This window comes from Pseudomonas sp. NPDC089395, from assembly GCF_044749525.1.
In the GTDB taxonomy this organism is placed as follows: domain Bacteria; phylum Pseudomonadota; class Gammaproteobacteria; order Pseudomonadales; family Pseudomonadaceae; genus Aquipseudomonas.
Map to the genome: position 1 here is coordinate 11965 of NZ_JBIVID010000007.1, position 21563 is coordinate 33527.

Consider the following 21563-nt stretch of genomic DNA (forward strand, 5'->3'; position numbering starts at 1 on the left):
ACGACGGTGACAGAAAAGGGTCCCGCCGCAATGGCGGGGCCTTCGTTGACTTAGATACCCCCTTGCCTGCGTGGGTGCTGAACATCCTTGTGAATTACCTTCACCAGGAGCCACCCGCATGCCTTCTCAGCAAATAACCAGCACGGACCTGCCAACGGCTGTCCGCGCGATGTTCGCCAACCGTCCCACTTTGCGCCAGGTGGTCGACCAGCAGCTTATGCAACTGGTCCAGGCGCACTACCCGTCGATCGCCAGGCGTCGACCTCAGTTGAAGTCGGCCGAAGCGCTGTTGCTGCTTGCGCCGCACGGCCCTGCACGGCCGTTGCTGGATGTCGTGCTGCAAGCCATGCTCGAGGCGAGGCCGCTGGATTTTTCCAGCGTGAATGGCGCCGACTACAGGTTCCAGGGGGAGCCGGCCGAGGGTGACGTGGTAGAGCCAAAGGTGCTCGCCGCCAGCCTCAATCAATTACTGCCATGGCTGCCCGAGCACTTTTACCAGGCGCAGATCGCTTTCTGGAATGGCAGCGGTGAGGACATCGACCGCGACCTCTGGCTGCAGCAGATGTTGCGTGCGAGCCTGTTCGACAGTTTGCGCGCCGCCAACCTGGGGGGCGACGAGCGCACCTGCCTGCAAGATGTACTGTTGGGCAGGCTGGCGGGCATCACCGTGCAGGCCGTGCGGGTGCACTTGCACGCTGGGCCAACGACATACAGTGAAATCTTGCCCGATCTCCTGATCACCGCCAGCGATGAAGTACGCAAGATGATCTTGAGCTGCATACCGGGCGGCCAGGTAAAAAGCTTTAACTCTCTGGAGCAATGGGCGTTCGCCTTGCAGCGGCGCATGGGCCAGCGCTTTGCCTTCGAGAGCATGAGCTGGGAGCTGTTCACGGGTGATGGCGATGCGTTCGCCCTGCAGAGTGCACTCTTGCTGGAGTGCCTGTTGGCAGATGTCGCGCGGCTGCGGCGCAGCCGTATAACTACGGTTGCCCAGCTGGAGCAGTTATATGCCCAGGCGAGCGAGCCTGCGAAATTCTTTGCGCCGCTCTCGCGTGATGCCGATGCGTTGCCAGCCTTGCGCTTTCCGACAAAGCTCAGAGAGGCCGAGCAGCAGGTCCGGACAGCCGTTGCCCAGGCTTTGATCGACCTCACGGTGCTGCAGTCGGCGTTCAAGACTGACGACGACCGGCTTCTGGTCGAAGACCTGAAAACCTACGCTGCGCGGCGCCTGCGCGAAGAGATGCTTGCTGATCATCCGGTGGATGCCAACTATTTTCCCGATGACCTGTTGCTGACGGTCGACACCTTCGTCAACGACCAGCATGACCTGGGCATCGGCCAAATGATCGACAGCAAAACGATTACCTTGACCGAATTGGCCATTGCTCGGTTGATGGCAACGAATGACGGCGTGATTGTCCATATCGGGCACCGTGAAGACCAGTTGATCATGGACTGGATGAACACGCGCTACGTGCACGAATTGGTGAGCCGGATCGACATCGGCAGTACCTACCCGATCTATGTCAAAGGGTTGCTGGGCGACGAGGCGCTGCGCGAGCAGCGGATTGCCAGCTTTGCCGGGCAATGGCGGCTTACGCTGCTGTTCGATGGGTTGCGAGCACGGGTACTCAACCAGCTCGACCAAGCCAGCTATCACGCGCTTGGGCGCTTCTGTCGGCAGGGCGCTGATGATAGTGCCGGCGTCAGGGTCGCACCCTTGGCATTCAGGCGCTCGCCCACCTCCCAGTTTACCGAGCGCGTGCACGGCATGTATGTGATCGAGGTGCGCGAAGTACCGGCATTGTTGCTGTATTGCCCATTGCTCCCGAACAGCCTCTTTCAGTTCGAGGATGCCAAGACCTTGCTGGCCGCCATCTGTGAGCCTGGCAATCTGCAGCGTGCGGTGCTGGTGTGGTTTGAGCAGTCACAGCGGGCGATCTACGACAATGGCGGCTTCAACGAACCGCATTTACCGAACCTGTCGCTGGACCCGTTCAGTCCGTCGGACAAACCAGCGCCCGCCGTGCTGCAGCTCGATTACTGGGACACAGAGCTGGACACGTGCCTGTTCTGCGCCCGGCAGGCGCTGTTGCTCGAGATCGCCGACCGCAGTGCCATGAGTAATAGCCAGGAGCGCTGGGGCTTGCTTGGCCAATTTGCCTGGAGTCTGTTCCACGTTGTCACGCCTGTGTTGCCAGGTCCGTTGGCTACGGTGATCTGGTTGTATGCCGGTATCGAGGAGGTGATCAGCGATGTCCAGGCTTTGAGCGAAGGCGGCGAGCCGATGCTCGAGGCGATCGTCGATGTGCTGGGCAACAGTCTGATGGCGGTGGTTCATCTGCAGGTGCCGGAACTACGACCTGCCGCAGCCGCTGAGCCAGCCCTGCAACCTTGGCTCGATGCGCTGCCAGGCGCTGACGGCCCCGATGTGCGTGTGCTGCCAGCGCCCACGCCGGGTGAGACCGCACCCCTGGCAGAGTTGCAGGCCAAGGCCGACACCTTGCTGGACTTTTCCTGGTGCGGAGTGGGAGGCATCAACGGCCTGTCGCCGTCCCAGCGCGGCAGGCTACGCCAGCTGACCGCGAAGATCTCACTCTCGGGTCTGATGCCCGTGCATTCGAGCCGGGGGGCCGGGTTGTACCAGCAGGGGGCGCATTACTATGCAAAGTTGGGTGGCGATGTGTACGAGGTACTGGTCGAGGACGATGGCGTGCGCATCGTCGGCACGGATCAGACGGTTGGACCGGCATTGGTGGCTGAGCATGGTGTCTGGCGCGTCAAGGCCGGGTTGTTCGGTGGTAGTGGCAGGGGTGTGGGAGAGCGTTTGAGTCGAAAGCTCGAACAGCGTGTGACCGGTCCGTTGAAAGCATTGCAGCGCCATGTACTTGCCATCAAGCAAAAGGAATCGGGTTATGAAACGCTATCCAGTGAGCTGAATGAGTTGCATGCTTCGTTGAGAAAGCTCAAGCCTCTGCTTGAGCAGGAGCCACCGTTGCAACCCGTTGAACGCGAGAAATTCGACAAGCTCCAGGCGCTTTACCGCGAGAAGCAAGCGCAACTTGAACAGCAAGTGCTGAACAAGCGGCGTCAACGGCTGGAGTTGGTGAAGCAGCTTGAAAAGGAGCACCTCGGCGCCGAGCAGGCCCTGGTAGCGCTGCACGACAACCCGAACTACATTCCGAAGCCCGCGCGGGCTGCACAGGAACGCGAGACGCTGACAGGGCTGCGACAGAACCTCATCGCCTACCAGATGATCATCATCGACGAAATGGTGGGCCTTGGTAGTTTCGGGCGATATGGGCCGGCATTGGATGCCTACCAGGCCGCACCTGAGCAGCAGAAGCCCGCTTTGCTGCAGCGTGCGCGAGCTGTGCTCGAAGAAGCGGTCAATGACCTGCCTGCGATGATCGATGCGTCCCTGCAACTCGATCGTTTGATTGCGCTCAGTGATGGCCAACTGCCGATCCCCTACACAGGGCGCAGAATCCCGCTTGATGAGCTCCTCCCGAAAAGACAGAAATCGACAGTGGCGCTTTGTTACCTGCAGGCGATGCACCTTGCCGAGCTTGGCTTGCAGATGCGCAAGCTCAGCAATGAGCAGTTTCTCGGCCTGCGCGACGCGGTCGCGAGCAAGCGCTTGCGTGTGGCGGCCAGCGCGCACGACTTGTCGTTCTACTGCAACCTGCCGGTGGCCGAACGAATCGAATTGTTGCAGACGGCCTGGGAGGAGTATGTCGCGGCCTGGCTCAATGTCGAACGGCTCAAAGGTTTGAGCAAGCAGGTGGTTGATATCAAGTGGCTGCTGGCCTACCAGCAGCAGATGCAGCAATTGAAAACGCTGGCGGGGGACGCCCTGGTGGCAGCCATGCGTGAGCAGGCCTCAGGGCAAATTGTGGCGCCGCCCCGACCGGTGTACGCACGCATGGCTCTGCAAGTGGCACATACGCGGGATGGGCAGATTGTTCTCGGTGTCGAAAAGGTGGTGGGGGGGCAGGCGCAATTGCAGGCCAGCGATCCGCTTGGGACAGAGATTCTCCACCGGTTCCACCGTGAGCACGGGGTATGGGTCGAAGAAGTGGCGGTTGAAGAGGCCGAATCGCAGGACCCGTTGCCAGAGGTCGATGCAATGACCGCAGCTGTTGCCCAAGAGCTTCTGCAGGGTAACGGCAAGGTTATCGAGCGCGCTGAAAACATGGCCGAAAACGATGCGGACGACGGGTCGCTGACCGACACCCTGAACGGGCAGATCAGCGATCTCGAGCATTTCGCTCGGCTGCTCGACGCTGATAGCCAAAGAGCGGAGCTCGTACATGAGCTGCACGAGGGCGTTGCCGCACTGCGTCAGAAGCGAGTCGATCTGCTGGAGAAACTCTACACGTGCACCGCCTATCCCAGTGCGCGAGGGCTGCGCTTCCTGCATGAGCAAGGTTTGATCACTGTCGAGTACGTAGGGCCACGCCAGCAGGACTCGGATGGCTATCTGGACGAATACAGAATCAGCCAGAAGGGCAAGCCGGGTAGCAAAGGCAGGTCGCTATGGGCGGCGCATTTTCATTTTGCCGAGGCGCAGGCTGCGCCTACGGATTTCGAGAAAGGCCATCTCAAGCTATGGAGTCAGCGCCGCCAAGGTTACAAGGATCAGATGATCGCGGCGCAATCGGGGGAAGTGCTGAGGATCTACCGCGGCAACCTGACGCTGCCCCAGGCCATCGGCATCATTCCTTTCTAAACGTTGGGCTGATGGCTGAAGCAAACCGGTAGGTTCACCGGTTGCTGTAGATACCATGCCTGCCGTGTCCTGGCATGGCTTGGTTACTGCGTTCAGCGATCATCTGCTTGAGGCCGATCAGGGTGATGCCCTGGCTCCGGAGCCGGGGCAGTTCCTGCTCCAGAATGGCCAGCGTCTGCGGATAGGGATGGCCGATCAGCACGGCCGAACCCTGGCGTCGTGCCAGCTCCACGCCGAGCCGAAGTTGCCCGGCGATGGCCTCGGGCGTGCGTGTGTCGTCAAGGAACACATCGCGCGAGACGTGGGCCAGGCCGGTGCGCTGGGCTTCGGCGGCGGCCACGGTGGCTGCGCTGGTACGGCTGTCGACGAAGAACAGATGCCGCTGTTGCAGCTCGCCCATCAACCAGGCCATCGGCTCGCGCTGGGCGGTCATGCGGCTGCCCATGTGGTTGTTGATGCCAGCCGCATAGGGGACTTTGGCCAGGGCGGCCTGGAGCCTGTTGGCAAGTTCGGGCAGCGGCGTGCCGGGGTGCCAGGCGTAGGGGCCGGTGGCCGGATCCATCGGCATGTGCAGGATCACCGTCTTGCCGGCCTTGTGCGCCTGCCGGGCGAAGTCGCTGGCATGCGGGGTGTCGGGCATGATCGCCATGGTGACCGGGCCGGGCAGGGCCAGGGTGCGGCTGTCCCGCTCGCTGCTTTGCCCCAGGTCGTCGATGATGATGCTCATGTAGGCCTTGGCTGGCGCCGCATGCGCGGTGCCAGCCAGCAGGCAGAACAGCGTGAACAACAGATAACGCATGGCAGGTATCAGTGGCCGCCCTTGGTGATGTTCAGGCCCTTGAGCAGGCTCAGCGCCTGGCTCAGCTGGAAGTCATCGTCCTGTGGCCGCTCCTTGCGCTTGCTGCTGCTGGTCGGACGGTCGGCGCCGCCGTTGCCGTTGCCCAAGTGGCCCTGCAAGTCGGCTTCCTTGAAGTTCTCGGTGTCGGCCTCGGCCGTGAGCTTGGCGGGGCGTACCTCGATGTCCGGCACGATGCCCTGGGCCTGGATCGAGCGGCCGTTGGGCGTGAAGTACAGCGCGGTGGTGAGTTTTAGTGCGCGGTCGTTGGCCAGCGGCAGCACGGTTTGCACCGAGCCTTTGCCGAAGCTGTCGGTGCCCATCAGCACGGCGCGTTTCTGGTCTTGCAGGGCGCCGGCGACGATCTCCGAAGCCGAGGCGCTACCGCCATTGATCAGCACAACCAATGGCACACCGTCGCTGGCATCGGCCGGGTCGGCGGAGAAACGCAGCTCGGAGTTGGCGATGCGGCCCTTGGTGTAGACGATCAGGCCTTTGGTCAGGAAGTGGTCGGCCACTTCCACCGCCGACTGCAATACGCCGCCTGGGTTGTTGCGCAAGTCGAGCACAACGCCGCGCAGTTTCTTGCCGTTGTCCTTGCGCAACTTGGCCAGGGCCTTACCCACTTCCTCGCCGGTCTTGACCTGGAACTGGGTGATGCGGATGTAACCGTAGTCGTTTTCCAGCAGCTGGCTCTTCACGCTCTTGACCTGGATGACCGCGCGGGTCAGCGTCACGTCGAACGGATTGCCGCCGTCCCGCACCAGGGTCAGGGTGATCTTCTCGCCAACCTTGCCACGCATCTTGTCCACGGCTTCGGTCATGCTCTGGCCGCGGGTCGGGGCGCCGTTGATCTTGACGATCAGGTCGCCCGCCTGGACGCCGGCACGCGAGGCCGGGGTGTCATCGATGGGCGAAACCACCTTGATGAAACCGTCTTCCTGGCCGACTTCTATCCCTAAGCCGCCGAACTCGCCGCTGGTGCTTTCCTGCAGTTCCTGGAAGTCTTCAGGGCCAAGGTAGGCCGAGTGTGGGTCGAGGTTGCTGAGCATGCCCTTGATGGCGTTTTCCAGCAGGGTCTTGTCATCCACAGGTTCCACGTAGGCTGCTTTGATGCGGTCCAGGACCTCGGCGAAGGTGCGCAGCTCTTCCAGCGGCAGCGGCGCCTTGGAGGTCGCCTCGGTAGCCGGCACCGCGGCAGGCTTGGCAGGCTCGGCGGCGTTGGCCAAGGGCGCGCCGACCGACAGGGCAATGGTCAGGGCCAGCTGGGTGAGGCGAGGCGAGTGCAGCATGTCGAACGAACTCCTGATCCTGTAGACGCTCCCTGGGGAGCATCGGCGCAGCGCCTGGCGCTACGCCGTAAAAAATGAACTCAACCTCTGCACCACTGCGCAGGGTCGGTGGGCCGGCCCTGCTGGCGGATGGCGAAGTACAAACCCGCGCTGTCCTGGCCACCGCTGTCGCCAACGGTGGAAATGGCTTCGCCGGCCTTGACGATGTCACCGGCGCTCTTGAGCAGACTCTGGTTATGGCCATACAGGCTCAAGTAACCATTGCCATGGTCGAGAATGACCAGAAGTCCGGCGCCACGCAACCAGTCGGCGAACACCACGCGCCCGCCGTGCACGGCGCGCACCTGGGTGCCTGGGTTGGCGCTGATCATCACACCGTCCCACTTGGCGCGGGCATCGCTGCCGCGGGCATCGCCGAAGCGCGCCAGCAATCGACCATTGACGGGCCAAGGAAGTTTTCCCCGCGCGGCGGAAAATGCACCGCCGTAGCTGGCGCCGTCGCCGGAAACAATCGGGCCGAGGGTGGTGCGGGCCTTTTTCGGTGGTTCGTCTTCGTCGCGGGCGGCCAGGGCTTGTTGCTGGCGACGCTTCTCGGCTTCCTGCTGGGCGAGCAGGGCTTTCTTGCGTGCTTCCTCGGCCTCGCGGGCCTGGCGGGCCAGGGTTTCCTCGATGGTCTTGAGTACTTTGCCCAGATCGGCCTGGTCCTGTTCGCGGGCCTGCAGCTTAAGGCCGCGGTCCTTCACGTCGCTGTTGAGCTTGGCCAGCACTTGCTGGCGCTTGCTGCGTTCGGCCTCCAGGGCCTGGCGGCGGCCGTCGAGGTCGGCGCGCTGGCTCAGCAGCTGTTCTTGCTGGCGGCCGATGTCCTGTTCGACGTTGCCCAGCTGGCGCAGGGTCTCGTTGAAGGCGCGCAGTTGCTCCGTGCGCGCCTTGCTCAGGTAATCGTAGTAGGAGAGGGTGCGGGCGAACTTCTCGGGATTCTGCTGGTTGAGCAGCAGCTTGATGTATTCCTCGCGGCCATTGTTCTGGTAGGCGGAACGGGCCTGGATGGCGATCAGTCGCTGCTGTTCAATACGGGCGCTCTGGAGTTTTTTTTTCTCGGTATCAAGGCGCTCCAGCTCGCCCTCGGTCTTTTTTAGTTCTTGCTGCAGTGCCTCCACCTGCTTTTCGAGGTTGCCGATGTCGGTCTCGGTGGACTTGAGGTCTTTCTGCACGCCGGCCTTTTCTTCCTGGAGCTTGCCCAGCATCTTCTTGAGCTCGGCGATGTCCTGGCGGGTGGCGTCCAGTTGTTGCTGGGTCTGTGCGCGCTCATCGGCAAAGGCCGGACTGAGCAGGCAAGACAGGGCGAGTAGGATCAGGGCGCGGAGCATGGGGTTTGGCGTACCAGGGATGGAGACTGGCCTAGTATGCCCGCGCGGGCCTGCAAAAAAAACGCCTCGCTGCGGGTGCGGCGAGGCGTTTGTCCGGAATTCATCTGTATGGGGGCTGCTTTGCAGCCCATTCGCGGGGCAAGCCCGCTCCCACAGGGACTGCACAAGACGTGAATGCTTTGAAGCACCTGTGGGAGCGGGCTTGTCCCGCGAATGGGGCGCAAAGCGCCCCCAGTGCCAATCAGGCGTCGACCAGAATCGAAGTACCGGTCATTTCCACCGGCTTCTCCAGCCCCAGCAGCTCGAGCATGGTCGGTGCCACGTCGGCCAGCACGCCGCCTTCGCGAACCTTGACCTTGCGCTTGCCGACATAGATGAACGGCACCGGCTCGGTGGTGTGGGCGGTGTGCGCCTGGCCGGTGCACGCGTCTTCCATCTGCTCGACGTTGCCGTGGTCGGCGGTGATCAGCGCTTCGCCGCCCACCTTGTCCAGCGCCTCGACGATGCGCCCGACGCAACCGTCGAGTGCCTCGACCGCCTTGACCGCGGCATCGAACACGCCGGTGTGGCCAACCATGTCGCCGTTGGCGTAGTTGACCACGATCACGTCATAGCGCTGCTGCTCGATGGCCTCGACGATACGGTCGGTGACCTCAGGTGCGCTCATTTCTGGCTGCAGGTCGTAGGTGGCGACCTTCGGCGACGGGATGAGGATGCGCTCTTCGCCTTCGAAGGGTTCTTCGCGGCCGCCCGAGAAGAAGAAGGTGACGTGGGCGTACTTCTCGGTTTCGGCGATACGCAGCTGGGTCTTGCCGTTCTTCGCCAGGTATTCACCCAGCACGTTGTTCAGGCTGGCAGGTGCGAAGGCCGCAGGGGCCGGAATCTTCGCCGAGTACTGGGTCAGGCCGATGTAGGCCGCCAGTTTCGGCAGACGCGCCCGCGGGAACTCGTTGAAATCGGCCTCGACGAACACACGCGACAATTCGCGAGCGCGGTCGGCGCGGAAGTTCATGAAGATCACGGCGTCGCCGTCTTCGACCTTGACCGCTTCGCCGATGCGCGTGGCTTTGACGAACTCGTCGCTCTCGTCACGTGCATAAGCCGCTTCGAGGCCGGCCACGGCGCTGTCGGCGCTGTAATCGGCAACGCTGTCGACGATCAGGTTGTAGGCGGCGCTGACGCGGTCCCAGCGGTTGTCACGGTCCATCGCGTAGTAGCGGCCGATCAGGCTGGCGATACGGCCCTTGCCGAGCTTGGCGAAGGCCGCATCGAGCAGTTCGATGGACGACTGAGCGCTACGCGGTGGGGTGTCACGGCCATCGAGGAAGGCGTGCAGGTAGATGTTCTCGGCGCCACGCTGCGCGGCCAGTTCGGCCATGGCGACCAGGTGGTCCTGGTGGCTGTGCACGCCGCCGTCGGAGAGCAGGCCGAGGATATGCACGGCCTTGCCGGCACCCACAGCCTTGTCCACCGCGCCGGAGAGTACCGGGTTGTGGAAGAACTCGCCGTCGCGGATGGCCTTGGTCACCCGGGTGAAGTCCTGGTAGACGACGCGGCCGGCGCCGAGGTTCATGTGACCGACTTCGGAGTTGCCCATCTGCCCGTCCGGCAGGCCGACATCCATGCCTGAGCCGGAGATCAAGCCATGCGGCTGGCTGGCGCGCAGGCGGTCATAGACCGGTGTGTTGGCGGCATAGATGGCGTTGTATTCGGGGCTTTCGCTGTGGCCGAATCCATCCAGGATGATCAGCACCAGGGGTTTGGGCGTACTCGTCATCAATCAAACTCACGGTTGTTCAAAGATGATAAAGACACGCATTTTAGGGCAAATACGCCACCTGCGGCGAATAATCGTCCTATCGCCTGACCGGCGAGCCCTGTCTGGAACATGAAGTGACTCTCCCGCCCGGCCTGTCGGGCTTTGGCGGTCATGGGGGGCTGTGTATACTGGCCGGCATTTTCAATCGCCTGGAACACCGCTGATGGTTGCTCACCTGATTCAATTCGCGACAGATCACTACATCCTGGTTGCCATCTTCGTCGTTTTGCTGGTTGCCTTGCTGGTCAATGAAATTAGCCGCGGCGGCCAGAGCCTGAGCAATGGCCAACTGACCGCGCTGGTCAACGCCGACAAGGCCCTGGTCATCGATATCCGCCCGTCCAAGGATTATTCCGCCGGCCACATCGTCGGTGCAGTGAGCATCCCGCAGGACAAGCTGGCCAACCGCATGGCCGAGCTGGACAAGCATAAAGAGAAGACCCTGATCATCGTCGATGCGATGGGCCAGCAGTCCGGCACGGTCTGCCGTGATCTGCTCAAGGCTGGTTACACCGCCGCCAAGCTCAGCGGTGGCGTTTCCAGCTGGAAAGCCGATAACCTGCCCCTGGTGAAGTGATATGAAGCCCGTCATCGTCTACTCCAGCGACTATTGCCCCTACTGCATGCGCGCCAAGTACCTGCTCGAGAGCAAGGGCGTGGCCTTCGAGGAAATCAAGGTCGACGGCAAGCCGCAGGTGCGCGCCGAGATGAGCCAGAAAGCCGGCCGTACCTCGGTGCCGCAGATCTGGATCGGCACTACCCACGTTGGAGGCTGCGATGACCTCTATGCCCTGGAGCGCGCCGGCAAGCTCGACGCGCTGCTGGCGGCCTGATTTGCACTGCATTCAAAAACATTAGGATAAGGACCTGCCATGACTGACCAACAGACCAACGGCGCAGCCGCCGAAGACAACAGCCCTCAGTTCTCCCTGCAGCGCATCTACGTGCGTGACCTGTCGTTCGAGGCGCCGAAAAGCCCGCAGATCTTCCGCCAGCAGTGGGAGCCGAGCGTTGCCCTGGACCTGAACACCAAGCAGAAAGGCCTGGAAGGCGACTTCCATGAAGTGGTGCTGACCCTGTCGGTGACCGTCAAGAACGGTGACGAAGTGGCCTTCATCGCCGAAGTGCAGCAAGCCGGTATCTTCCTGATCAAGAACCTCGATGCCTCTTCGATGAGCCACACCCTCGGTGCGTTCTGCCCGAACATCCTGTTCCCGTATGCACGCGAGACCCTGGACAGCCTGGTGACCCGTGGTTCGTTCCCGGCCCTGATGCTGTCGCCGGTGAACTTCGACGCCCTGTACGCGCAAGAAATGCAGCGCATGCAGGAAGCTGGCGAAGCGCCGACCGTGCAGTAATTCTGCTGTTAGTAAAAAAAGGCGACCCTCGTGGTCGCCTTTTTATTGGCCGGTACAGGCCGTGTATCAACTCCCGGCAAACCCTTGTTGCCGCCACGCCTCATACACCGTCACCGCCACGGTATTGGACAGGTTCAGGCTGCGGCACCCCGGCCGCATCGGCAGGCGCAGGCGCTGCTCGGCCGGCAGGCTGTCCAGCACTTCGGCCGGCAGGCCACGGCTCTCGGGCCCGAACAAAAATGCATCACCCGGCTGATAGGCCACTTCGTGGAACGGATGCGAGCCCTTGGTGGTAAAGGCGAACAGCCGCGGATTGCCCAGGCTTTCCAGGCATCCGGCCAGGCTTTCGTGGCGCTTGAGCGTGGCATACTCGTGGTAATCCAGCCCAGCGCGGCGCAGGCGTTTGTCGTCCAGCTCGAAACTGATCGGCTCGATCAGGTGCAGGTCGCAACCGCTGTTGGCGCACAGGCGGATGATGTTGCCGGTATTCGGCGGAATTTCTGGTTGAAAGAGGATGACGTGAAACATGCACGGCTCCAAGCATGAAGATGGCGAGCATTCTACCCCTGAAGCGGACCTGCGATCGAAGGGCTTCCCGCGTGTGCTGCTGTCCCTTGCGATCGTCGGCGTGATGGTGGGGCTGATGATCGGTCGCCTGACGTCGCCGGATGAGCGTGTCCTGGAACAGGTGGACGTGGTGCAGGATGGTCTTGACCTGTGGTTCAACGAAGAGCCGAAGCTGCACGGTGAGCATGTCGAGGGGACGGTTGCGGTGTTGTTCGAAGCCCAGGGCAAGGCCCAGCGCGGGCAATTGAGCCTGCAGGGCAAGCCGGTGGGTTGGCGTTTGCAGAAGAGTGAAGAGGGGTTGCTGTTGACCCTGGTGGCCGCGCGCCCCCTGCACGGCGAGTGGGCCGGTGCAGAAGACGCTGGGCGTTGGCGTGTGCAGGTACGGCTGCACGAATAAAAGAGGGGATTTCCCGGCCTGCCTGTACCGAGGTCCCCAAAACTTGCGCGGACTGCGAATAAAAGAGGGGTTCACCCGGCCTGCCTGTACCGAGGCCCCCGAAACTGGAGATGTCTTGGTTATTGCAGGGGGCGTGCCAGTTTTGCAAAGCCCGGGAATATTGGGCTTTTAGGGGGATTTGGTCGGGATTCGGGGGGATTTGTGCCTTGGGGCGGTGCAGGGGGCACAGGATCGGTGCATGGGTCTCAAATGGCTGGGGCCGCTTTGCGGCCCTTTCGCGACACAAGGCCGCTCCTACAGGGACTGCGTTGCTTCTGTAGGAGCGGCCTTGTGTCGCGAAAGGGCTGCGCAGCAGCCCCAGCAATCAAGCTGACCTATCAGGCCTTAATGTTCATCCCCCTCATCATCATCCCCACCATCCACATTCATCCCCAGCTCCTTGATCTTGCGGGTCAGGGTATTGCGTCCCCACCCCAGCAGCACCGCCGCATCACGACGTCGTCCCGCCGTATGCTTGAGCGCGGTCTCGATCATGATCCGTTCGAAACTGGGCACGGCGCTGTCGAGCAGGTTCGACTGTCCGCGTGCCAGGGCCTGGTCAGCCCACTGGCGCAGCGCCTGTTCCCAGTTGGTGACCGGGGCGGCGTCCTGGGGCAGGTTCAGTAGCTCGGGCGGCAGGTCGCCGATCAGCACTTCGCGGCTGGAGGCCATCACGGTGATCCAGCGGCAGGTGTTTTCCAGCTGGCGAACGTTACCGGGCCAAGGCAGGTTGCGGATGAATTCTTCGGTTTCCGGCTTCAGCAGCTTCGGCTCGACGGCCAACTCCTGCGCGGCGCGGCCAAGGAAGTGCCGGGCCAGGGCCGGAATATCCTCGCGGCGGTCGGCCAGCCGGGGGATATGAATGCGGATGACGTTGAGCCGGTGGAACAAGTCCTCGCGGAACTTGCCCGCCTGTACCAGCGACTCGAGATTCTGGTGAGTCGCAGCGATGATTCGCACATCGACCTTCACCGGTACATGGCCGCCGACGCGATAGAACTCGCCATCGGCCAGCACCCGCAGCAGGCGGGTCTGGGTATCGGCCGGCATGTCGCCGATCTCGTCGAGGAACAGGGTGCCACCGTCCGCCTGTTCGAAGCGACCGCGACGCAGGTTGGCTGCACCGGTGAACGCGCCTTTCTCGTGGCCGAACAGCTCCGACTCCATCAGGTCCTTGGGAATAGCGGCCATGTTCAGCGCGATGAACGGCGAGGCCGCTCGTGGGCTGTGGCGATGCAGGGCATGCGCCACCAGCTCTTTGCCGGTACCCGACTCACCGTTGATCAACACGGTGATATTGGAATGGCTGAGCCGGCCAATGGCACGAAACACCTCCTGCATCGCTGGCGCTTCGCCGATGATCTCGGGGGTGCGGGCCAGCGCCTGGGGGACGTCGAGGCCTTGCTGTTCCTGGGCGTGCTGGTTGGCGCGCTTGACCAGCGACACCGCTTCGTCGACATCGAACGGCTTGGGCAGGTACTCGAAGGCGCCGCCCTGGTAGGAGGCCACGGCGCTGTCCAGGTCGGAATGGGCGGTCATGATGATGACCGGCAGACGCGGGTGCTGTTCGCGGATCTGCGCCAGCAGGTCCAGGCCACTGGCGCCGGGCATGCGAATGTCGGAAATGATCACGTCCGGCTGCTGCCGAGCCAGGCGGCCCATTACGCCATCTGCGCTGTCGAAGCTCTGGGTCGTCATGCCTTCCTGTTGCAGGGCTTTTTCCAGGACCCAGCGGATGGAGCGATCATCGTCGACGATCCATACGGTTTCACTTCGGCTCATGAGGCGGTGACTCCTTGTTCCAGAGGCAGGAAGATCGAGAACGCGGTGTGGCCCGCGTGGCTTTCACATTCGATCAGGCCCTGGTGCTGGCTGATGATGTTCTGGGTGATGGCCAGGCCCAGCCCGGTACCGTCCGGGCGTCCACTGACCATGGGATAGAAGAGGGTGTCCTGCAGTTCCGCCGGAATGCCCGGGCCGTTGTCGATGATCTCGACCCGGGCCACCAGGCGGTGACGCACATGGCCGATGGTGAACTGACGCACCGCACGGCTGCGCAGGGTGATGCGGCCCAGGCGCAGCTCGTTCTGCGAGCTGATGGCCTGCATCGCGTTGCGCACGATGTTCAGTACCGCCTGGATCATCTGCTCGCGGTCGATGAGCAGGTCCGGCAAGCTGGGGTCGTAATCGCGCACCAACGTGATGCATCCCTGGCTTTCGGCGTCGACCAGGCTGCAGACGCGCTCCAGCACCTCGTGGATGTTGGTCATGGCCAGTGACGGCAGCTTGTTCGAACCGAGCATGCGGTCGACCAGGTTACGCAGGCGGTCGGCTTCCTCGATGATCACGTTGGTGTAGTCGCGCAGCCCGTCTTCGGGCAGCTCGCGCGCCAGCAACTGCGCTGCGCCACGGATGCCGCCCAGTGGGTTCTTGATTTCGTGGGCCAGGCCACGCACCAGCATCTTGGTGGTTTCCTGTTTGCTCAGCTGGGCTTCTTCCTTGGTGATGCGCAGCAGGCGGTCGCGCGGGTGCACCTCCAGCAGCAGCAGGGTATTGCCCTGGTGCAGGATCGGCGTCACCGCGTAGTCGACGGTGATGGTCTGCCCGGTCAGTGAGGTCAGTTGCGCTTCACGCTTGGTGAAGGGGTGCGCATGTTCCACCGCCTGACGCAAGGAATTGAGCGCCTCGGTCGACTCGGTGAACAGCTCGCTGATGAATTGCCCGTGGCTGCGTTGACCGCTGACAGCCAGCAGCATTTCGGCGGCCGGGTTCATGTACTCCAGGCGCAGCTCTGCGTTGAGCAGAAGCGTGGCGGTGGTCAGGTTGTCCAGAAGCAGACGGTGCTGTGCATCGCTGATGGTCATAAGGCGTCGGTGACCTCTTTTGGCGCTGGCAGCCCCCGGCGTGACCTGGGGCGGGCGCGCTATGGATCCGCAGATGCCAGGAAAATGCAAGAAACAAACCAAGGCTCCGAAAAGAAGCGGAATAAGCCGAAAAAGGCCTGCAATTGCGCAAATTCGGACCAGAATGCCCTGGTTTAACGTTTTTTGTGGTCCATTTTGGGCTGCACCGAAGGTCCACACTCAATCGGATGCACCAATATAGAGCATAGAGGTTTCAGGGTTTATCGCACAGTTGGCCGGTGGCGCGGATCAGTGCGTTGCGGGTCAGGTTGTCCACCGGGCGGCTGGCCAGGGCATCAGCCAGTCGGGCGGCGCAGGCGCGTGGCGGGTGCTGCTCGAATGCGGCCAGTTGCCCTAGCAGCGTGGCCTGCAGTTGATCGAGCTGCGGGCGCAGCTGTTGCTGCAGGTCCTGGCGTGGTGTGTCGGGCGCCACACCCTGGCGATGCCAGCGGGAGAGCAAGGTGTACTGCACCAGTTTGTTGGCTTCGATCTGGTCGGCGAAGAAGGCTTCGGCGCGGTTCGGGACCAGGCCATAAGCGGGTGCGGCCGCGCGGACATGCGCAAGCACCTGCTGTTCGCGCTGCGTTGCCTGCACCGGTTGGCCCTGGTCCCACTTGTGCAGCGCAACGGCCTCGGCCAGGCTCAAGCGTTGTTCGATGGCGTCGAGTAGGGGGACGAGCGCGGGGCTGTCTGTCGAGGTTGTGGTGCACCCTGCAAGGCTCAAGGCGACAAGGGCGACGAGGGGAAAAGGACGCATGGCAAGTCTCCAGTGGGCGAAGCGTCGAGTGTGGAGAAGCTGCCGTGTTTCTCGGGTAGGAACCTTCCGAAATTGCTGAAGGTAGAAACAGAAACGGCCTCCCGAAGGAGGCCGTTTCATGTGACGTTGATCAGCGCCAGGCGCCGATCAAATCAGCAGCTGTAGTACAGCTCGTATTCCAGCGGGTGTACGAAGGTGCGGACCTTGATCTCTTCTTCCGACTTCAGCTCGATGAAGGCATCGATGAAGTCGTCGGAGAACACGCCGCCCTTGGTCAGGAACGCACGGCCTTTATCCAGCTCTTCCAGGGCTTCTTTCAGGCTGCCGCAAACTTGCGGGATGTCCTTGGCCTCTTCAGGTGGCAGGTCGTACAGGTTCTTGTCGGCAGCATCGCCTGGGTGGATCTTGTTCTGGATGCCGTCCAGGCCAGCCATCAGCAGGGCCGCGAAGGCCAGGTACGGGTTGGCCGATGGGTCCGGGAAGCGTGCTTCGATACGACGGGCTTTCGGGCTGCCGACGTAAGGAATACGGATCGAGGCGGAACGGTTGCGAGCCGAGTAGGCCAGCATTACCGGGGCTTCGAAGCCTGGGACCAGACGCTTGTAGGAGTTGGTCGACGGGTTGGTGAAGCCGTTCAGGGCCTTACCGTGCTTGATGATACCGCCGATGAAGTACAGGGCGGTGTCGGACAGGCCGGCATAGCCTTCACCCGAGAAGGTGTTCTTGCCGTCTTTCCAGATCGACATGTGCACGTGCATGCCCGAGCCGTTGTCGCCGTACAGTGGCTTCGGCATGAAGGTGGCGGTGCGGCCGTAAGCGTCGGCAACGTTGTGCACGACGTATTTCAGGGCCTGTACTTCGTCAGCCTTCTTCACCAGGGTGTTGAACTTGACGCCGATTTCGTTCTGGCCGGCAGTCGCCACTTCGTGGTGGTGAACTTCAACGGTCTGACCCATTTCTTCCAGTGCGTTGCACATGGCAGTACGGATTTCGTGGTCGTGGTCGAACGGCGGAACCGGGAAGTAGCCGCCTTTCACGCCTGGACGGTGGCCTTTGTTGCCGCCTTCCACGTCAGCACCGGTCATCCACGAGCCTTGCTCGGAGAAGATCTTGAACATCGAGCCGGAGATGTCCGACTGGAACTTCACTTCGTCGAAGATGAAGAACTCTGGCTCTGGGCCAGCGAATACGGTGTCACCGATGCCGGTGCTCTTCAGGTACTCTTCGGCGCGCTTGGCGATGCCACGCGGGTCGCGATCGTAGCCCTGCATGCTCGACGGGTCGACGATGTCGCAGGTGATGATCAGGGTCGGTTCTTCGGTGAACGGGTCCAGTACGGCGGTGTCGTCGACCGGCATGAGGATCATGTCGGACGCTTCGATGCCTTTCCAGCCAGCAATGGAGGAACCGTCGAACATCTTGCCGACTTCGAAGAAGTCTTCGTCCAGGCCATCACGCGCCGGCATGGTCACGTGATGCTGAATGCCTTTGGTGTCCGTGAAACGCAGATCAATCCACTTGACGTCATGATCTTTGATGAGTTGAACCGACTTCGACATGTTGTCCTCCGGAGGGTCTAGAGCGCGGTGGGCCGCCGCCCTGGAAAAAGGGTGTTGCTGGGCGCGGATAGTCGGCCAAGCTTACCTGCCTCACAAGGGAGCAAATTGCATGCCAGTGCCCGAAAATGGCGAGGTTGGGATAAAAAGGGGCGTTTGCGGGCATCCCGGGGTGTGGGGCTGGCAAAAAATGCACTCTTAAGATGCGGATTTGGGTAGGCGAGCACCAAAAAGGTGCATTCGGTCGGGTTTGTGCTTCCTTTGAGGGCCTCATCGCCGGCTTGCCGGCGATGAGGCCGGTGCGGGCAAACATAAATCCAACCTTCTGTACAAAAGTTGGTCAAATCCTGAGCAATTTCCGATATAATTCGCGCCCCTCATTTTCGGCAGGCCCTGCGCGCGCTGTTAAACCAATGAAACTTATCGTCAAAGTCTTCCCAGAGATCACCATCAAGAGCCGGCCGGTGCGCAAGCGCTTCATCCGCCAGCTCGGCAAGAACATCCGCAACGTGCTCAAGGACCTCGATCCTGAGCTCGCGGTCGATGGTGTCTGGGACAATCTCGAAGTGGTTACCCGCGTCGAGGACGAGAAGGTCCAGCGCGAGATGATCGAGCGCCTCACCTGCACGCCGGGTATCACCCATTTCCTGCAGGTCGAGGAATACCCGCTGGGCGACTTCGACGACATCGTCGCCAAGTGCAAGCAGCACTTCGGTCACCTGCTGGAAGGCAAGCGCTTCGCCGTGCGCTGCAAGCGTGGCGGCCACCACGACTTCACCTCGATGGACGTCGACCGCTACGTCGGCAGCCAGTTGCGCCAGCAGTGCGGCGCCGCCGGCATCGACCTGAAGAACCCTGAAGTGCTGGTGCGCATCGAAATCCGCAACCAGCGCCTGTACGTCATCCACAACCAGCACCAGGGCATTGGCGGCTACCCGCTGGGCGCCCTGGAGCAGACCCTGGTGCTGATGTCCGGTGGTTTCGACTCCACCGTGGCGGCCTACCAGATGATGCGCCGTGGCCTGATGACCCACTTCTGCTTCTTCAACCTCGGCGGCCGCGCCCACGAGCTGGGGGTGATGGAAGTCGCCCACTACCTGTGGAAGAAATACGGCAGCAGCCAGCGCGTGCTGTTCATCAGCGTGCCGTTCGAAGAAGTGGTTGGCGAGATCCTCAACAAGGTCGACAACAGCTACATGGGCGTGACCCTCAAGCGCATGATGCTGCGCGGCGCCGCGCACATGGCCGATCGTCTGGAAATCGAAGCGCTGGTGACCGGCGAGGCGATCTCCCAGGTCTCCAGCCAGACGCTGCCGAACCTGTCGATCATCGATTCGGCGACCGACAAGCTGGTACTGCGCCCATTGCTGGCCAGCCACAAGCAGGACATCATCGACCAGGCCAACGAGATCGGCACCGCCGATTTCGCCAAGCACATGCCTGAATACTGCGGCGTGATCTCGGTGAACCCGACGACTCATGCCAAGCGTCATCGCATGGAGCATGAAGAGAAACAATTCGACATGGCCGTGCTGGAACGCGCCCTCGAACGCGCCAAGTTCATCTCCATCGACCACGTGATCGACGAGCTGGGCAAGGACGTGGAAGTCGAGGAAGTACGCGAAGCGCTGCCAGGCCAGATCGTCATCGACATCCGTCACCCCGACGCCCAGGAAGACGACCCTCTGGTGCTCGAGGGCGTTGAAGTCCAGGTGATGCCGTTCTACGCGATCAACAGCAAGTTCAAGCAGCTGGATGAAACCCGCCAGTACTTGCTGTATTGCGACAAAGGTGTGATGAGCCGACTGCACGCACACCACCTGCTCAGTGAGGGACATGCCAATGTGCGTGTTTATCGTCCGGCATAAGATGCCAGGGCTGTATGGCGGCAGCATCCGCCATCGCCCTCCCGACCGCCGGGCCCGCTGAGCCTTTTAACTTCATATTGGCCGCCTAGACTGGCGGCAACCGAATCCTCTGATCGAGATACAGTTGTGATCGAAAATCTGCGTAACATCGCCATCATCGCCCACGTTGACCATGGTAAAACCACCCTCGTCGACAAACTCCTGCGTCAGTCCGGCACTCTGGAGCGTAACGAGCTCAACGACGAGCGCGTCATGGACTCCAACGACCAGGAAAAAGAGCGCGGCATTACCATTCTGGCGAAGAACACCGCCATCAACTGGAACGGCTACCACATCAACATCGTCGACACCCCCGGCCACGCCGACTTCGGTGGCGAGGTTGAGCGTGTAATGTCGATGGTCGACTCCGTGCTGCTGCTGGTCGACGCCCAGGACGGCCCGATGCCGCAAACCCGCTTCGTGACCAAGAAGGCCTTCGAAGCCGGTCTGAAGCCGATCGTCGTGATCAACAAGGTCGACCGTCCGGGCGCGCGTCCTGACTGGGTTCTGGACCAGATCTTCGACCTGTTCGACAACCTCGGTGCCACCGACGAACAGCTGGACTTCAAAGTTGTGTACGCCTCGGCCCTGAACGGCATTGCCGGCCTGGACCACACCGCCATGGGCGAAGACATGACCGCGCTGTACCAGTCGATCGTCGACAACGTACCAGCACCGGACGTCGACCGTGACGGTTCGTTCCAGATGCAGATCTCCGCACTGGACTACAACAGCTTCCTCGGTGTTATCGGCGTTGGCCGCATCGCCCGTGGTCGCGTCAAGCCGAACACCCCGGTTGTCGCCATCGACACCAACGGCAAGAAGCGCAACGGCCGTATCCTGAAGCTGATGGGTCACCACGGCCTGCACCGTGTTGACGTCGAAGAAGCCCAGGCCGGCGACATCGTCTGCATCAGCGGTTTCGACGAGCTGTTCATCTCCGACACCCTGTGCGCCCCGGACGCGGTAGAAGCGATGAAGCCGCTGACCGTCGACGAGCCGACCGTTTCGATGACCTTCCAGGTCAACGACTCGCCGTTCTGCGGCAAGGAAGGCAAGTTCGTCACCAGCCGTAACATCAAGGACCGTCTGGACAAGGAGCTGCTGTACAACGTTGCTCTGCGCGTTCAGGAAACCGATTCCCCTGACAAGTTCAAGGTATCGGGCCGTGGTGAGCTGCACCTGTCGGTACTGATCGAAACCATGCGCCGTGAAGGCTTCGAGATGGCCGTAGGCCGTCCTGAAGTGATCATCCGCGAAGTCGACGGCGTTAAGCAGGAGCCGTTCGAGAACGTCACCATCGACATCCCTGAAGATTCGCAGGGCAAAGTCATGGAAGAAATGGGTCTGCGTAAAGGCGACCTGACCAACATGGTTCCGGATGGCAAAGGCCGTGTGCGCCTGGAGTACAACATTCCAGCCCGTGGTCTGATCGGTTTCCGTAACCAGTTCCTGACCCTGACCAACGGTGCAGGCATCCTGACCTCGATCTTCGATCGCTACGACACCATGAAGTCGGGCCAGATGTCCGGCCGCCTCAACGGCGTACTGGTTTCGGTCGAGACCGGCAAGGCACTGACCTACTCGCTGGAAACCCTGCAGGCGCGTGGCAAGCTGTTCGTCGAGCACGGTCAAGAGATCTACAACGGTCAGATCATCGGCCTGAACAGCCGCGACAACGACCTGGGCGTGAACCCGACCAAAGGCAAGAAGCTCGACAACATGCGTGCTTCGGGCAAAGACGAAGTCATCGCCCTGGTTCCGCCAGTTCGCCACACCCTGGAACAGGCCCTGGAATTCATCCAGGACGACGAGCTGTGCGAAGTCACGCCGAAGTCGATCCGTCTGCGCAAGAAGATCCTGGACGAAGGCGAGCGTACCCGCGCTGCCAAGAAAGCCAAGAACTGAGTTAGCTCAGGCTGAATGAAAACGCCCCCGGTCGAAAGACCGGGGGCGTTTTTGTTTGCCTTGTGGAAAGTGGCTGTAGGAAGCGGCTGTGTTTTGCGGCTGCATGTTCGACTGTGAATTCAGCCA

16 protein-coding genes are annotated in these 21563 nt (G+C 61.8%); 7 read left to right on the top strand and 9 right to left on the bottom strand.

The genetic code is table 11. The features are described 5' to 3' along the window. Positions 1-118: 118 nt before the first annotated feature. The gene (locus ACIPZG_RS16180) at positions 119-4732 is read left to right on the top strand and encodes a dermonecrotic toxin domain-containing protein (RefSeq protein WP_400715380.1); all 4614 of its coding nucleotides are present in this window, start codon (positions 119-121) and stop codon (positions 4730-4732) included. A 34-nt stretch (positions 4733-4766) separates the two neighbouring features. On the opposite strand, the gene ACIPZG_RS16185 is transcribed toward ACIPZG_RS16180, so the two are convergent. From ACIPZG_RS16185 to gpmI, 4 genes are all read right to left on the bottom strand, one after another. Further along, a complete protein-coding gene (locus tag ACIPZG_RS16185) occupies positions 4767-5531 on the bottom strand; it encodes a divergent polysaccharide deacetylase family protein (protein WP_400715382.1) in 765 nt (254 codons plus the stop codon). An 8-nt stretch (positions 5532-5539) separates the two neighbouring features. Continuing rightward, positions 5540-6859: a S41 family peptidase gene (locus ACIPZG_RS16190; RefSeq protein ID WP_008093166.1), complete on the bottom strand. Its 1320-nt coding sequence runs from the start codon at positions 6857-6859 to the stop codon at positions 5540-5542. Positions 6860-6939: 80 nt separating this feature from the next. Next, the gene (locus tag ACIPZG_RS16195) at positions 6940-8226 is read right to left on the bottom strand and encodes a peptidoglycan DD-metalloendopeptidase family protein (RefSeq protein ID WP_400715384.1); all 1287 of its coding nucleotides are present in this window, start codon (positions 8224-8226) and stop codon (positions 6940-6942) included. Between the two features lie 241 nt (positions 8227-8467). Beyond that, on the bottom strand, positions 8468-10003 hold the full coding sequence (gene gpmI / locus ACIPZG_RS16200; protein ID WP_400715386.1) for a 2,3-bisphosphoglycerate-independent phosphoglycerate mutase: 1536 nt from the start codon (positions 10001-10003) through the stop codon (positions 8468-8470). A 205-nt stretch (positions 10004-10208) separates the two neighbouring features. On the opposite strand from gpmI, the gene ACIPZG_RS16205 reads away from it, so the two are divergent. From ACIPZG_RS16205 to secB, 3 genes are read left to right on the top strand one after another with little or no spacing between them, the layout of a single operon-like run. Beyond that, the gene (locus ACIPZG_RS16205) at positions 10209-10622 is read left to right on the top strand and encodes a rhodanese-like domain-containing protein (protein ID WP_400715388.1); all 414 of its coding nucleotides are present in this window, start codon (positions 10209-10211) and stop codon (positions 10620-10622) included. 1 nt (position 10623) lies between these two features. Continuing rightward, positions 10624-10878, top strand: coding sequence for a glutaredoxin 3 (grxC, locus tag ACIPZG_RS16210; RefSeq protein WP_317660782.1), 255 nt, complete (start codon positions 10624-10626; stop codon positions 10876-10878). Positions 10879-10917: 39 nt separating this feature from the next. Next, positions 10918-11403 (top strand): protein-export chaperone SecB, encoded by a 486-nt coding sequence (gene secB, locus ACIPZG_RS16215; protein WP_400715390.1) that lies wholly within the window; start codon positions 10918-10920, stop codon positions 11401-11403. Positions 11404-11469: 66 nt separating this feature from the next. Here secB and trmL read toward each other — a convergent pair whose 3' ends face one another. Continuing rightward, positions 11470-11931: a tRNA (uridine(34)/cytosine(34)/5-carboxymethylaminomethyluridine(34)-2'-O)-methyltransferase TrmL gene (gene trmL, locus ACIPZG_RS16220; protein WP_008093177.1), complete on the bottom strand. Its 462-nt coding sequence runs from the start codon at positions 11929-11931 to the stop codon at positions 11470-11472. Between trmL and ACIPZG_RS16225 the strand changes: the two genes are divergently transcribed. Beyond that, the gene (locus ACIPZG_RS16225) at positions 11930-12367 is read left to right on the top strand and encodes a hypothetical protein (protein ID WP_400715392.1); all 438 of its coding nucleotides are present in this window, start codon (positions 11930-11932) and stop codon (positions 12365-12367) included. The genes trmL and ACIPZG_RS16225 overlap by 2 nt on opposite strands. 384 nt (positions 12368-12751) lie before the next feature. Here ACIPZG_RS16225 and ntrC read toward each other — a convergent pair whose 3' ends face one another. The 4 genes from ntrC to glnA all read right to left on the bottom strand — a co-directional run bounded on the left by ntrC (position 12752) and on the right by glnA (position 17625). Further along, positions 12752-14188: a nitrogen regulation protein NR(I) gene (gene ntrC, locus ACIPZG_RS16230; RefSeq protein WP_400640224.1), complete on the bottom strand. Its 1437-nt coding sequence runs from the start codon at positions 14186-14188 to the stop codon at positions 12752-12754. After that, on the bottom strand, positions 14185-15270 hold the full coding sequence (gene glnL, locus ACIPZG_RS16235; protein ID WP_008095435.1) for a nitrogen regulation protein NR(II): 1086 nt from the start codon (positions 15268-15270) through the stop codon (positions 14185-14187). Before glnL ends, ntrC begins: the two co-directional genes overlap by 4 nt. A gap of 253 nt (positions 15271-15523) precedes the next feature. Beyond that, the gene (locus tag ACIPZG_RS16240; protein WP_400715393.1) at positions 15524-16066 is read right to left on the bottom strand and encodes a chorismate mutase; all 543 of its coding nucleotides are present in this window, start codon (positions 16064-16066) and stop codon (positions 15524-15526) included. 152 nt (positions 16067-16218) lie between these two features. After that, positions 16219-17625: a type I glutamate--ammonia ligase gene (gene glnA / locus ACIPZG_RS16245; protein ID WP_008095432.1), complete on the bottom strand. Its 1407-nt coding sequence runs from the start codon at positions 17623-17625 to the stop codon at positions 16219-16221. Positions 17626-18035: 410 nt separating this feature from the next. Here glnA and thiI point away from each other — a divergent pair, with 410 nt between their 5' ends. Both thiI and typA read left to right on the top strand, forming a co-directional pair. Then, positions 18036-19490 (top strand): tRNA uracil 4-sulfurtransferase ThiI, encoded by a 1455-nt coding sequence (gene thiI / locus ACIPZG_RS16250; RefSeq protein ID WP_400715395.1) that lies wholly within the window; start codon positions 18036-18038, stop codon positions 19488-19490. Positions 19491-19616: 126 nt separating this feature from the next. Continuing rightward, positions 19617-21437: a translational GTPase TypA gene (typA, locus tag ACIPZG_RS16255; RefSeq protein WP_016395395.1), complete on the top strand. Its 1821-nt coding sequence runs from the start codon at positions 19617-19619 to the stop codon at positions 21435-21437. Positions 21438-21563 lie beyond the last annotated feature (126 nt).